Annotated in this window: 16 protein-coding genes; 11 read left to right on the top strand and 5 right to left on the bottom strand. The window is 60.3% G+C overall.

The window, feature by feature from the left end; translation table 11 throughout:
• Window positions 1-64 precede the first annotated feature (64 nt).
• The 3 genes from pstB (at window position 65) to UIA24_RS06670 (ending at window position 2775) form a co-directional block, all read left to right on the top strand.
• Window positions 65-898 carry a phosphate ABC transporter ATP-binding protein PstB gene (pstB, locus tag UIA24_RS06680; protein ID WP_065758123.1) on the top strand — a complete coding sequence of 278 codons (834 nt, stop codon included), beginning with the start codon at window positions 65-67 and terminating at the stop codon, window positions 896-898.
• Between the two features lie 56 nt (window positions 899-954).
• On the top strand, window positions 955-1713 hold the full coding sequence (phoU, locus tag UIA24_RS06675; RefSeq protein WP_065758124.1) for a phosphate signaling complex protein PhoU: 759 nt from the start codon (window positions 955-957) through the stop codon (window positions 1711-1713).
• Between the two features lie 162 nt (window positions 1714-1875).
• The gene (locus UIA24_RS06670; protein WP_065758125.1) at window positions 1876-2775 is read left to right on the top strand and encodes a response regulator; all 900 of its coding nucleotides are present in this window, start codon (window positions 1876-1878) and stop codon (window positions 2773-2775) included.
• 97 nt (window positions 2776-2872) lie between these two features.
• Here the strand turns inward: UIA24_RS06670 and UIA24_RS06665 are convergent, their stop codons facing one another.
• From UIA24_RS06665 to phoB, 3 genes are all read right to left on the bottom strand, one after another.
• The gene (locus UIA24_RS06665) at window positions 2873-4213 is read right to left on the bottom strand and encodes a hemolysin family protein (protein WP_065758126.1); all 1341 of its coding nucleotides are present in this window, start codon (window positions 4211-4213) and stop codon (window positions 2873-2875) included.
• Window positions 4214-4328: 115 nt separating this feature from the next.
• Complete coding sequence (phoR, locus tag UIA24_RS06660; protein WP_256587647.1) at window positions 4329-5603, bottom strand: phosphate regulon sensor histidine kinase PhoR; 1275 nt, start codon at window positions 5601-5603, stop codon at window positions 4329-4331.
• 97 nt (window positions 5604-5700) lie between these two features.
• Window positions 5701-6390: a phosphate regulon transcriptional regulator PhoB gene (gene phoB, locus UIA24_RS06655; RefSeq protein WP_065758128.1), complete on the bottom strand. Its 690-nt coding sequence runs from the start codon at window positions 6388-6390 to the stop codon at window positions 5701-5703.
• A 146-nt stretch (window positions 6391-6536) separates the two neighbouring features.
• Here phoB and UIA24_RS06650 point away from each other — a divergent pair, with 146 nt between their 5' ends.
• Complete coding sequence (locus UIA24_RS06650; RefSeq protein ID WP_330522473.1) at window positions 6537-6911, top strand: COG4315 family predicted lipoprotein; 375 nt, start codon at window positions 6537-6539, stop codon at window positions 6909-6911.
• 32 nt (window positions 6912-6943) lie between these two features.
• Here the strand turns inward: UIA24_RS06650 and ubiA are convergent, their stop codons facing one another.
• Window positions 6944-7834, bottom strand: coding sequence for a 4-hydroxybenzoate octaprenyltransferase (gene ubiA / locus UIA24_RS06645; protein ID WP_065758130.1), 891 nt, complete (start codon window positions 7832-7834; stop codon window positions 6944-6946).
• On the bottom strand, window positions 7834-8397 hold the full coding sequence (locus UIA24_RS06640; RefSeq protein WP_330522472.1) for a chorismate--pyruvate lyase family protein: 564 nt from the start codon (window positions 8395-8397) through the stop codon (window positions 7834-7836). The genes ubiA and UIA24_RS06640 overlap by 1 nt, the downstream gene beginning before the upstream one ends.
• Before the next feature lie 157 nt (window positions 8398-8554).
• Here UIA24_RS06640 and UIA24_RS06635 point away from each other — a divergent pair, with 157 nt between their 5' ends.
• From UIA24_RS06635 to UIA24_RS06605, 7 genes are all read left to right on the top strand, one after another.
• On the top strand, window positions 8555-8722 hold the full coding sequence (locus tag UIA24_RS06635) for a rubredoxin (RefSeq protein ID WP_065758131.1): 168 nt from the start codon (window positions 8555-8557) through the stop codon (window positions 8720-8722).
• A gap of 30 nt (window positions 8723-8752) precedes the next feature.
• Complete coding sequence (locus UIA24_RS06630; protein WP_330522471.1) at window positions 8753-9901, top strand: NAD(P)/FAD-dependent oxidoreductase; 1149 nt, start codon at window positions 8753-8755, stop codon at window positions 9899-9901.
• 188 nt (window positions 9902-10089) lie between these two features.
• The gene (locus UIA24_RS06625; RefSeq protein WP_065758133.1) at window positions 10090-10365 is read left to right on the top strand and encodes an HU family DNA-binding protein; all 276 of its coding nucleotides are present in this window, start codon (window positions 10090-10092) and stop codon (window positions 10363-10365) included.
• A gap of 274 nt (window positions 10366-10639) precedes the next feature.
• Window positions 10640-10861, top strand: a complete 222-nt coding sequence (locus UIA24_RS06620; RefSeq protein ID WP_099776369.1) for a hypothetical protein — start codon at window positions 10640-10642, stop codon at window positions 10859-10861.
• A complete protein-coding gene (locus UIA24_RS06615) occupies window positions 10862-11266 on the top strand; it encodes a hypothetical protein (protein ID WP_330522470.1) in 405 nt (134 codons plus the stop codon).
• On the top strand, window positions 11263-12165 hold the full coding sequence (locus tag UIA24_RS06610; protein WP_330522469.1) for a hypothetical protein: 903 nt from the start codon (window positions 11263-11265) through the stop codon (window positions 12163-12165). The genes UIA24_RS06615 and UIA24_RS06610 overlap by 4 nt, the downstream gene beginning before the upstream one ends.
• A gap of 23 nt (window positions 12166-12188) precedes the next feature.
• Window positions 12189-13190 (top strand): sel1 repeat family protein, encoded by a 1002-nt coding sequence (locus UIA24_RS06605; protein WP_330522468.1) that lies wholly within the window; start codon window positions 12189-12191, stop codon window positions 13188-13190.
• Window positions 13191-13245 lie beyond the last annotated feature (55 nt).

Raw genomic sequence — 13245 nt, 5'->3', positions numbered from 1 at the left:
GCAAGTGCCGCCCGCTCGCCGGGCGGTTCGATGAAACGAAATTGATAGCGTATGGAGTCTAACCATGCAGCATGAATCCCACGCCCACGGCATCGATATGTCGGCCCTGGGTCGCGACAAGCAGAGCCTGCGCCTGGCGGAAGAAACCGTGGCCATCGAAGTGCCGGGTTTGAGCCTGTACTACGGCGAGAAGCAGGCACTGTTTGACGTCAGCATGAATATTCCCAAGCAGCGCGTTACTGCCTTCATCGGCCCATCCGGTTGCGGCAAGTCGACCCTGCTGCGAACCTTCAACCGGATGAACGATCTGGTCGACGGTTGCCGTGTCGAAGGCGCGATCAACCTGTATGGCAACAACATCTACCGCAAGGGCGAGGATGTCGCCGAGCTGCGTCGTCGCGTCGGCATGGTGTTCCAGAAGCCGAACCCGTTCCCCAAGACCATCTATGAGAACGTGGTCTACGGCCTGCGTATTCAGGGCATCAACAAGAAGCGTGTGCTCGACGAGGCCGTTGAGTGGGCGCTCAAGGGCGCAGCACTGTGGGATGAGGTCAAGGATCGCCTGCATGAGTCGGCGCTGGGTTTGTCCGGTGGTCAGCAGCAGCGTCTGGTGATTGCCCGTACCATCGCCGTTGAGCCGGAAGTCTTGCTGCTCGACGAACCGTGTTCGGCACTCGACCCGATCTCCACGCTGAAGGTCGAAGAGCTGATCTACGAACTGAAATCCAAGTACACCATCGTGATCGTCACCCACAACATGCAACAGGCTGCACGGGTATCGGACTACACCGCGTTCATGTACATGGGCAAACTGGTCGAGTTTGGTGATACCGACACCCTGTTCACCAACCCGGCGAAGAAACAGACCGAAGACTACATCACCGGTCGCTATGGCTAGGGCTCAGCGCCTGAACGCCGCCTGACCGTATTCACCGGATGCCCCAAGGATTCTCCATGATCGATAAAGACAGCCTTACCCATCACATCTCCCAGCAGTTCAACGCCGAGCTTGAAGAAGTGCGCAGCCACCTCCTGGCGATGGGTGGCCTGGTCGAGAAACAGGTCAACGACGCGGTGACCGCGCTGATCGAGGCCGACTCGGGCCTTGCCCAGCAGGTGCGTGAGGTGGACGAGCAGATCAACCAGATGGAACGCAACATCGACGAAGAGTGCGTACGCATTCTGGCCCGTCGACAGCCGGCTGCCTCCGACCTGCGTTTGATCATCAGCATTTCCAAGTCGGTGATTGACCTGGAGCGCATTGGTGACGAATCGACCAAGATCGCCCGTCGAGCCATCCAGCTGTGCGAAGAGGGCGAGTCGCCACGCGGTTATGTCGAAGTCCGTCACATTGGCGACCAGGTGCGTAACATGGTTCGTGATGCGCTGGACGCTTTCGCCCGCTTCGACGCCGACCTGGCGTTGTCGGTGGCCCAGTACGACAAGACCATCGACCGTGAGTACAAAACGGCGCTGCGCGAGCTGGTGACCTACATGATGGAAGACCCGCGTTCTATTTCGCGGGTATTGAGCGTGATCTGGGCGTTGCGCTCGCTCGAGCGTATCGGTGACCACGCACGCAACATCGCCGAGCTGGTGATTTATCTGGTGCGCGGCACCGACGTTCGCCATCTGGGCTTGGCAAGGATGAAAGAAGAGGTTCAGGGCGGCGCCGAAAAGGCTAATGTTCCCGGCAAATCGGACGATAAGTAAGACTGCCCCGAGAATGAACGCCCGGCCTTGGCCGGGCGTTTTCGTTTGCGGTCGAGCAAGTGAGGTGGCACCCCGCGAACGCAAGAGAGTCCCGGCGTGACCCGTTTTTGGCAGATGGCCATCAGTCAGCGTTATGCTAGCCGGGGTTGAAAAGGAGTGGCGATGAGTAAAGTCAGTGTTTTGGTGGTGGATGATGCGCCCTTCATCCGCGATCTGGTAAAGAAATGCCTGCGCAATGCCTTTCCCGGCATCGTGACCGAAGATGCGGTCAACGGTCGCAAGGCTCAGGCAATCTTGTCCCGTGAGGCCTTTGACCTGGTGTTGTGCGACTGGGAAATGCCGGAAATGTCGGGTATTGAGCTGCTGACCTGGTGTCGCCAGCAGGAGTCGATGAAGGCGTTGCCCTTCATCATGGTGACCAGCCGTGGCGATAAAGAAAACGTTGTCCAGGCTATCCAGGCTGGCGTTTCGGACTTTATCGGCAAGCCGTTCACGAACGAGCAGTTGCTGACCAAGGTCAAGAAAGCCTTGTCCAAGGTGGGCAAGCTCGACGCACTGCTGTCCAGCGCGCCGACCCGCGCCAACTCCGCGTTTGCCAATGATTCGTTGAGCGCCCTGACCGGCGGCAAGGCCGAAACCGTCAAGCCGACGGCTGCACCCGCGGTTGCCCCAGCCAAGCCGCTGATCAATGCACCCACGCCACAGGCCAAAGCGGCAGCTCCGGCCGGTCGTGGTCAAGGCCAACTGCGCTTGCCAAGTGGTACTCAGCCCTGTGTGATCAAGGCCCTGAGCCTCAAGGAAGCCCTGATTGTGGTGCGCCGCAGTGAGACACTGCCGCAAGTGCTGGAAGGCGCGGTGCTCGACCTGGAGCAGGGCGAAAGTGCTGAAACCGCACGCTTGAACGGCTACCTGCATGCGGTAGCGGCCTTGGAGCCAAGGCCGGACAGCGACTGGTTGCAGATTACGTTCCGTTTCGTCGACCAGGACGCGCAGAAGCTCGACTACGTTTCGCGGCTGATTGCCCGGGGTACGGCGCAGAAGCACTTCACCCCCGGCGCCTGATCCGCCTCGTCGACGCCTGTAGGGCCTGCTGCATGCCCTGCAGGTCAGTTCTACCAGGCCATCCTGCGGGTTACCCTGCCGGTAACCCGTAGTGCGGTCAGTCGAGCTTGAGAACCTTGGCCAGCACGATCTTCGGCCCTTTCATCTTTTTGATGATGATTCGCAGGCCTTCGACTTCCAGCACTTCTTCCTCTTCCGGTACCCGCTTGAGGGTCTCATAGACCAACCCGGCGAGCGTTTCGGCTTCGATGTGGTCCAGGTCAACGCCAAGCAGGCGTTCAACCTTGAACAACGGCGTATCGCCCCGCACCAGCAGTTTGCCCGGTTGGTAGGCGAGAATGCCGCGTTCGGCCTTGCGGTGCTCGTCCTGAATATCGCCGACCAGCACTTCCAGTACGTCTTCCATGGTCAGGTAGCCGATGACCTTGCCGTCGGCTTCCTCGACCAGGGCGAAGTGCGCACCGCCCTGGCGGAACTGCTCCAGCAGTTGCGACAGCGGCATATGCCGGGAAACGCGCTCCAGTGGTCGGGTCAGCTCGGCCAGGTTGAAGGACTCCGGAATATGATCCAGGTCGGCCAGTTCCAGCAGCAGGTCCTTGATATGCAGCAGGCCGATAAATTCACCACGCTCCGTGTCATAGACCGGGTAGCGGCTGAACTTGTGTCGGCGGAACATCGCCAGGATGTCCTTGAGGGGGGCGTTGGCTTCCAGGCTGACCATGTCTTCCCGGGAGTTTGCCCAGTCGACGACTTCCAGCTCACCCATCTCGACTGCCGAGGCCAATACGCGCATGCCTTGGTCGCTTGGGTCTTGCCCACGGCTTGAGTGCAGGATCAGCTTGAGTTCTTCACGGCTGTAGTGGTGCTCATGGTGTGGCCCAGGCTCGCCTTGGCCAGCGATCCGCAGGATGGCGTTGGCACTGGCGTTGAGCAGGTAGATCGCCGGGTACATCGTCCAGTAGAACAGGTACAGCGGCACGGCTGTCCACAGCGACAACAGCTCAGGCTTGCGAATGGCCCAGGATTTTGGCGCCAGCTCACCGACCACGATGTGCAGGTAGGAAATGACAAAGAAGGCGCTGAAGAACGAGACCGCCTTGATCACTTCTGGCGACTGCACGCCAACGGCGCCCAGCAGGGGTTCGAGCAGGTGAGCGAAAGCCGGCTCACCGACCCAGCCCAGGCCCAGCGAGGCGAGGGTGATGCCGAGTTGGCATGCCGACAGGTAGGCGTCCAGCTGGCTGTGTACGGTGCGTAGGATGTGCCCGCGCCAGCCATTTTTATCGGCGATGGCCTCGACCCGGGTCGAGCGCAGCTTGACCATGGCGAACTCGGCGGCAACGAAGAAGCCGTTGAGCAGAACCAGTAGCAGCGCGAAGAGAATCATGCCGAAATCGGCGAAAAGTGAAGCGAGGCTAAAACCAGCGGAAGGGTCCATGATGGATTTTTAAGGGGTCCGTCTTCTGAAGAAATAGAGAGATGCTGCGCCGACTTCTGTCGGCGCAAGTGGGCCAATGTAGCGGCTGAAGGCGCAAATGCCTAGTGGCGCGCGTTCAGGAGGCGTTTTGCAGGGCCAGTTGTGTGGCCGCAAAATGGCAGGTAAAGGTGCTGCCGTGGCCCAGGACACTGCTGATCTCCAGGCGACCACGATGGCGCAGCAGCACATGCTTGACGATTGCCAGGCCCAGGCCGGTGCCGCCGGTATTGGAGGCACGGCTGGAGTCGACCCGGTAGAAGCGCTCAGTCAGGCGCGGTAGGTGCTTGGGGTCGATGCCGATCCCGGAGTCCTGCACGCTCAGGTGCGCACCCTGGCTATCGCTCCACCAGCGGATGCGGATCTGGCCGCCATCCGGGGTGTATTTCACGGCGTTGAAGATCAGGTTGGAAAAGGCGCTGCGCAGTTCTGCTTCGCTGCCTTTGAGGTACACGTCGCCTTCGGTTTCCAGCGTGATGTTCTGGTTGCGTTGCCCGGACAAGGCTTTGGCGTCAGCTTTGATCGACTGCAGCAGGGCATTGATCGCCACCGGTTGGTTGTCCGAGGGGTAGTCGGTGGCTTCCAGCTTGGCGAGCAGCAGCAGGTCGTTGAGCAGGGTTTGCATCCGCCCACCTTGCTGCTGCATCTGTTGCAGCGCCCGTACCCAGCGCGGGTTGACGTCTTCGACGTTGTCCAGCAGGGTTTCCAGGTAACCGGCGATTACCGTCAGCGGTGTGCGCAGTTCGTGGGACACGTTGGCGACGAAGTCCTTGCGCATCTGTTCAAGCTGATGAATGCGGGTGACATCGCGCACGAGCATCAAGTGCTCGTTGTTGCCGTAGCGGGTTATGTGCAGCTGCACGCGCAGGCGGTCATTGATCGGCGAGGGAATTTCCAAGGGTTCAAGGTAGTTCTCCTGTTCGAAGTACTCCTTGAAGCGAGGATGGCGAACCAGGTTGGTGACCGGTTGGCCGCTGTCCTGTGGGGTCTTGAGGCCCAGCAGGGTTTCTGCGGCACGGTTCCACCACTCCAGGTTACCGTCGCTGTCGAGCATGATCACCGCATCCTTCAGTGCGGCGGTCGACTCCTGAACGCGGTCGATGACCGCTTGCAGGCGTCCGCGAACGCGCTGATCGCGACGTTGCAGGTGATAGATGCTATCGAAAACCTCGCCCCACAGGCCGTAGCCATCGGGCGGCGCTTCGTCGACCTGATGCAGCCGCAGCCATTCGTGCAGGCGCAGGAGTTGCTTTAAGGTCCAGCCCAGATAGAGCCCCAGGCCCAGCGCCAGGCTCCATCCATAATAGCCGCTGACAAGGCCTGCCAGCAGGCAGACCGTGATCAACAGCAACATGTGGCGAATCAGTGTGCCATGCCAGTTCTGGTTCAATTAGCGGAACATCCTTTCCAGAGGCAGCTGCGCGCTGCAAGCCGATGCGCGCGTTGACGCTTCAGCTTTTAGTCGAAAAACGGTAGCCGGTGCCACGAACGGTTTGTACCAGATTCTCGTAGGCTTCACCCAGCGCTTTGCGCAGGCGACGAATATGCACATCGACGGTGCGCTCTTCAACGTAGACGTTTCCGCCCCAGACCTGATCAAGCAGCTGACCACGGGTGTAGGCGCGCTCCTGGTGGGTCATGAAGAACTGCAGCAAGCGGTATTCGGTCGGGCCCATTTCGGCAGGTTTGCCATCGATGGTTACGCGGTGGCTGATCGGATCGAGCAGCAACCCACCCACTTCGATGGGCGCTTCGCCGTCACTTGGGCCGGCGCGGCGCAACACGGCTTTGAGGCGTGCCACCAGCTCTCGTGGCGAGAACGGCTTGGTGATGTAGTCGTCAGCGCCGACTTCCAAGCCCTGGATCTTGTTGTCTTCCTCACCCTTGGCGGTGAGCATGATGATCGGGATGTCGCCAGTCAGTTCATCGCGCTTCAGGCGTCGGGCCAGTTCGATGCCCGAGGTGCCAGGCAGCATCCAGTCGAGCAGGATCAGGTCGGGCTTGCGGTCGACGATGATGGCATGCGCCTGCTGCGAATTTTCTGCTTCAAGGCATTCATAGCCGGCCATTTCCAATGCAACGGCGATCATCTCGCGAATCGGCGCTTCGTCGTCGACGATTAGAATGTTTCTGCCAACCATGCTTTAACCTCTTACCATTCAGGTGTCTTGGCCCGCATTAGATAACGGAATTATTGCAGTCGTGTGACAGGTCGTGGGCGCTTGCAGCAACATTCTGTTACTGAGCTAGGCTTAAAGCTCACTCCCGAGAACAGAAGGTGGATCCAATGACACGACATACGCTGAACTGGATGGCGCTTTTCACGGTAGCGGCACTGGCCTTGCCGGGGGTGGCCTTGGCCGAATATGCCATGGAAAAGGACGGCATGCTTGTCGATGCACATGGCATGACCCTTTATACCTTTGACAAGGATATGGGGGGCAAGTCGATGTGCAGTGGTGAGTGTGCCAAGAACTGGCCGCCGCTGATGGTCAAGGCCGGTGAGAAGGCCGAGGGTGAATGGACGCAGATCAAGCGTGATGACGGTACGATGCAGTGGGCCTACGATGGCAAGCCGGTGTACACCTTTATCAATGACAAGAAAGCCGGCGATATGTATGGCGACGGTATGAAGGACGTCTGGCACGTGGCCAAACCCTGAGCGCCGCCCAAATGCTGACCGCCCAAGGGCGGTCAGCGTAGTGCGTAGTCGAGCACGATACCGATAAACACCAGCAGGCCGGCCCAGTGGTTGTGCAGGAAGGCCTTGAAGCATGACTCGCGATCCAGTTTGCGGGTCGACCAGTATTCCCAGGCAAAGCACAGTGCCGCGGCCACCAGCCCCAGGTGGAACCAGCCACCGAGGCCGAAACGATTGCCGGCCATCAGCAGGCAGGCCAGTGACAACCCCTGAAGCGTCACAATGATGAACCGATCGGCTTCGCCGAACAGGATGGCGGTGGACTTGACCCCGATTTTCAGGTCGTCATCACGGTCAACCATGGCGTAGTAGGTGTCGTAGCCTACGGTCCAGAGCAGGTTGGCAATGTACAGAAGCCAGGCAATGGCCGGCAGTTCACCGGTCTCGGCGGTGAAGGCCATGGGAATGCCCCATGAATAGGCCGCACCCAGGACTACCTGTGGGTAGTAGGTATAGCGCTTCATGAACGGGTAGCAGGATGCCAGCGCCACTGCGCCGAACGACAGCCAGACCGTGGTGGTATTGGTGCACAGCACCAGTGCGAAGCTTACGCCTACCAGCAGGGCGAACAACGTCAGGGCTTCGCGGCCGCTGATCTTGCCGCTGGCCAATGGCCGTTCGGCGGTGCGTTTGACATGGCCATCGACCTTGCGGTCGGCGAAGTCGTTGATCGCGCAGCCTGCTGCCCGCATCAGGACGACCCCGAGGGTGAAAATCAGCACGTTGGCCAGCGACGGCGAGCCCTTGCCGGCGATCCATATGGCAGACAAGGTCGGCCAGAGCAGCAGGTAGATGCCGATTGGCTTGTCCATCCGGCTCAGTTGGATGAAGTCCCAGGCACGGGGGTGCAGGCGATTGAGGGACTTGAGCAGGCTCAGGTACATCAGCAGTCCTCCTGACGGATATTCGCGGCGTGCCACAGCGCCGGTAGAAAAGTTTCAGCAACCAAAACGCTCAACGCGCCACGGTCGAAGCGAGAACGCCTTGCCCACAGTCGATCACAGGCAGCATCCGGCGGTAGCCAGGCCGAAGGGTAGCGGCATACTTCAATGGCCTGGCGGGTAAACCCGCGATCACAGAACAACAGTTCGCCGAGCGACCGACTGCCAAGGCTTTCCAGGTCCAGCCCATCCTCTTCCAGTGCACTGCGGGCCGCCACGCTGCGGGCGAACACCCAGGGCTGGTCTTGCCCGAGCAAGTACACCTCGCGTACCCAGCCTTCGCTGCCAGGTGCCAGCCCGAGTGCCTGGCACTCATCGTCGCGGAGCGTCTGCCAGCCTTCGCAAAGGGGTGTCACGCAGAATTGATCGGCGGATAATTGAGTCAGTCGACGGGTCAGGGAACCTTGGTCGAACAACCAGTCGAGGGTTGGCGCGTCGACAGAGGCGGTCGGCAGCGGCTGTGGCTGCCAGTACGGAGTAGGCGCTAGCGAAGTTTCGTACGGCACGGTAGGTATGCGGTTACAGGCCAGTGAGGTGGCGAGCTTAGCATGATTGCCCGTTCCGGCTTGCATCGTGGCGTCGCCCTCCAGTACAAAGCCTTCCTGATGGTCGCCACCGCACGTTGCAGAGCGACCACGCCAAGCCTGAGTAGGAACCTTAGCAATGAAAAAGTGGCAATGTGTGGTGTGTGGGCTGATTTACGACGAGGCCGAAGGCTGGCCGGATGACGGTATCGAGCCGGGTACCCGCTGGGAAGATGTGCCTGCAGACTGGTTGTGCCCGGACTGCGGTGTGGGCAAGAGCGATTTCGAAATGATCGCCATCGGCTGATCGATTTTTTAACGTACAAGGAAGCACTTCATGACGGCTCCAGTGGTGATTGTCGGTACGGGTCTTGCGGGATACAACCTCGCCCGTGAGTTTCGCAAGCTCGACGGCGAAACGCCGTTGCTGCTGATCACCGCCGATGATGGGCGCTCCTATTCCAAGCCCATGCTGTCTACCGGCTTTGCCAAGCACAAGGATGCTGATGGCCTGAGCATGGCCGAGCCTGGCGCCATGGCTGAACAGCTCAAGGCGGAAGTGCGCACGCATACCCGTATCAGCGGCATCGATCCAGGGCACAAGCGGGTGTGGATTGGCGAAGAGGCCGTGGCCTATCGCGACCTGATCCTGGCCTGGGGCGCGGAAACCGTGCGGGTATCGGTCGACGGCGATGCGAGCGAGGCGATTTTCCCGATCAACGATCTGGAAGACTACGCACGCTTTCGGGCTGCTGCCGCAGGCAAGCAGCGCGTGCTGATTCTCGGTGCCGGCCTGATCGGTTGCGAGTTCGCCAACGACCTGAGCAGCGGTGGTTATCAGGTCGAGCTGGTCGCGCCGTGCGAGCAGGTCATGCCCACCCTGCTGCACCCGGCGGCGGCCCGAGCCGTGCAGGCTGGCCTGGAGGGGTTGGGTGTGCGCTTTCACCTTGGCCCAGTACTGACCCGTCTGCAGCGCGCAGCGGATGGCCTGGAAGCTCACCTGTCCGATGGCCGCGTGATTGCCTGCGACCTGGTGGTATCGGCGGTCGGGTTGCGCCCACGTATTGATCTGGCTGCGGCTGCGGGCCTGGTGGTGAACCGTGGCGTGGTGGTCGACCGTACATTGCGCACCTCACATGCGAACATCTACGCGCTGGGCGACTGTGCCGAAGTAGATGGGCTCAACCTGCTCTATGTGATGCCATTGATGAGCTGTGCCCGTGCCTTGGCCCAGACCCTCGCGGGCACGCTGACAACGGTTAGCTATGGGCCCATGCCGATCACGGTGAAAACACCGGTATGCCCGCTGGTGATTTCACCGCCGCCGCGTGGCAGCGAGGGGCAATGGCAGGTCGAAGGGCAGGGCGCTGACCTCAAGGTGCTGTGCCATGATGCCGAGGGGAACCTGTTGGGCTACGCACTGACCGGCACTGCGGTGATGGAAAAACTGGCGCTGAACCGCCAGTTGCCCGCGCTGATGGCGTGAATGCCGGGCGTTTTGTCGGATTTACCTCTCCTTTGCCAACACAAAGGTCGCTCAGAGACTGGCGCGGCTTTGGGCGGCGTGCCATTCTCACACCCGTCTGCCGCAGTTTAGAGCCTGCGGCCCCTTGGGCGCTGCTCCCTGGGAGCAGCACGGCATAACAACAAAAAATCCGTCAAAGAGGCTTCACTATGCGTAAACCAGAACTCGCCGCAGCTATTGCTGAAAAGGCTGACCTTACCAAAGAGCAGGCCAATCGCGTGCTCAACGCCGTACTCGAAGAGATCACCAGCGCCCTGCACCGTAAAGACAGCGTGACCCTGGTGGGTTTCGGTACCTTCCTGCAACGCCACCGTGGTGCCCGCACGGGCAAGAACCCGCAAACCGGTGAGCCGGTGAAGATCAAGGCCAGCAATACCGTCGCGTTCAAACCTGGCAAGTTCCTCAAGGACAGCGTCAACCCATGATGCCTCCTGGCAACTGATGCCATGAAAAACGGGTGCCCAGGCGGCGCCCGTTTTTATTTGCCTGCTCCCCGGCTTCTCACTAGCATACGTCGCCTCGGCCGATAGGGTGTATTGGCCGCAACGCGTTTCAGGGAAGAAGCGGCATACGCCTACTGCGTTATATCCCCACAAGACGACCCGCCTATGCGGTCGCTGCTTGCTGCGGGCCTGTCTGTATTCCCCCTGTTCTGCGCCGATTATTTTCCCCTGGCCTTGCCCATGGAGCATTGCGCGGATGTACGTTGATGACGACTACTTCAAGGGCTACCTGGCTGGGTTGGCCGACAGCGACTTGTTCGGTTCGCTGGCGATTGCCTGCCTGATCGGCCTGCTGTGTGGCCTGAACCCGCGTTTGTGGCACAGGGCCTGGCTACGGGTGCTGATCCTTGGTTGCCTGGCAACCGTGGTGGCGCTGCACATTGTTGGTACCTACTACATGAACACTCGGGTGGCCTAGATGATTCGCTGGCTAAAGGTAGTGCTCATCTATGGTCTTGCCGGTTTTCTGTTCTTGTTGCTCAACGATTATGGCGTCACGCTGTACAAGCAGCGCTATGGCGGCTTCACCGCCAGAGGGGTGGCGGCGGGCAGCATTGTCTGGTTGGTGTTCTATACCCTGATCGTGTTCAGCACGGCGATTGCCTTGCTCCCTCGCTGGAAACTCAAGGTGTTACTCAACGCCGCGATGGTCGCACTGATTCTGTACTGGCTGTTGCCGGATCATCCGGTGCGGGCCGGGTTTTTCAGCTGCCTGGCCGGCGGGGTGACGTTACTGGCGATAGGCCTTGAGCAGGTGTTTGCCCGTCGTCGGCCATCGGTTGCCCGGCAAAACGTCGATGTGTCAGGGCAGGTGAACACGTGAAGTCTATTGGCCTAAGCCTGCTATGGGCTCTGTTGCCGCTTCTGGCGCAGGCCGAGACACGGCAGTTTCAACTGACACCCAGCTTCAAGGGCGCCACTCAGGTGCAGTTCGAGCGCCTGGCGAGCGACACGGGCATGGGCTGGCAAGGTCAGTTGCAAGGCGCCGAGGGCTTTACTGAAGCGCTGCCAGACAAGTGCCTGCCTGAGCAAGGCAACCCAGAGGTTGTCGATGCCTATACGGTCGACAGCACCAAGCCCTACCTTGTGGTGCTCTGCCGGTGGCCGGTTGATCATTCAGGCTTTGACACCTACGCGATCAAGGGCTGGGAGTATCGCGCTTTCGTATACACCTGGATAGCGGATGCACTGGTCAAGGATGAGGCGGCTTCGCAGGTGTTGTCCGGGTATGAGGGCAATATGGCCATCTACTGGATCAACTACCACTGGTACATCAGCCGACCCTTGGCAACGCAGAAGCTCAAAGAGCGGGTGCAAGGCCGTGAGCGGGACTCGCTGAAGCTGGCGCGCAGGATTGTCCTTGAGCGCTTGAAGGCCAAGGACACTGAAGCAGTCAGTAGCTACCTGAGCCTAAGGGTCGCGCAGTTGCTGCATGATGAACCCCTGACGGTAAGCAACGCGCCGCTGTACAACGATCTCGGTTACGCCCTGCAGGAGGCGAGTTGGCAGGCGTCGGCGTATGAGCTGTTCAGCAAGGTCGAGCGCGTGGTGCCTGAGCGCGTGGTGTTGAAACTGAATATCGCCGATGCGCTGTGGGGCTTGTACAAGCCAAGCCAGGCAGCGGGTTACTACACCGCCTATATTGCGGCCATGCAGGCCGCTGGCAAGGAACGGCTGATTCCCGCGCGCGCCATGGAGCGCAGCCGCGGTAATACGCGCTAATCAATCAGGACGATTCAGCTCCCATGACACCCGCTACCTTCATTACCGCATCGTTCCTGGCCATGTTGTGGCTGTGCGCGTTCTCCATCACTGCCGTGGCCGCCCCCGCGGTATGTGCGGCAACTGACTTCACTGAGTTTCTCCGGGCCTTTTCCCAAACGATCGACGTGCAGCGCCAGGCCAGTGCCGGGCGCGTTTTCAGCACGACACTTGAGGTCGTCGGCGACTCCGCACAACCCAGCGTCCGCGTGTTGCAGGGCGATCAGTTGGCGTTGCCGTTAATGTCGGCCATTACCGATACAGGCATGAAGGGTGTGGAGGTACAACGGATCGACGCCCGTCATGTTCGGGTAGACGACAAGCGGGCAGGCAACGAGGCGATCAAGGCCTACCTGTTTGAGTACGCAGGGTGTTGGACGCTGGTGGCAATGGAGGACTGGTCGGTAGATGAAAACCGTTTGGCAGTCAGCGGTATGCCGAACATGAGCCGTGCTGAAGAGATCTGCTACCTCAAGAGCGGGATTTTTCAGGGGCTGGGTGGTGTCGAGCGTTATCCACCGACCACCGAATTCTTTGAAGCGGCACTGCAGAACAAGCTCTGCGCAGCGGCCTCGGGCAATCCACAGGCCAGCCTGGAGGCTGTCAGCCTCGGCTTTTCCGGCATGGCGCCGGCCCTGAGTGCAGAGGTCAGCGAGAAACTGCTGAGCCGCGCGGCGGAAACCCTGCCGGTGGCCGCCGCGTTGCTGGCACAGTTCTACTGCAATGGCACTGACGATACCCGTGACGGGCCGTGCCTGGACCCGGCGAGGGCCGAGGCAATGTTGATCAAGTCGGTAAAAATGGGTGGCTGGGAGACTTTGCCGATTCTTGCCAACCACTATGAGCAAGGCGACTTGCAAGGACGTGACCTGTCGCGTGCTTTGGCGTGCTACCGACTGGCTCAGGAAAAGGGCGTCGAGAGCGCTGACGCCAGCGTGCAACGCCTGACCGACCAAGGTGCCGTGGCAGGGGCGGCGTGTTATTGAAACACACCGTTTTGGCGGCTTTCACGACAAATGCCGGGCGCCTTTGTGAAAAGCT

It is taken from the genome of Pseudomonas sp. AL 58 (assembly GCF_036348395.1).
GTDB classification, from domain to species: Bacteria; Pseudomonadota; Gammaproteobacteria; order Pseudomonadales; family Pseudomonadaceae; genus Aquipseudomonas; species Aquipseudomonas defluvii.
This window is presented reverse-complemented; position numbering and strand designations above follow the sequence as displayed.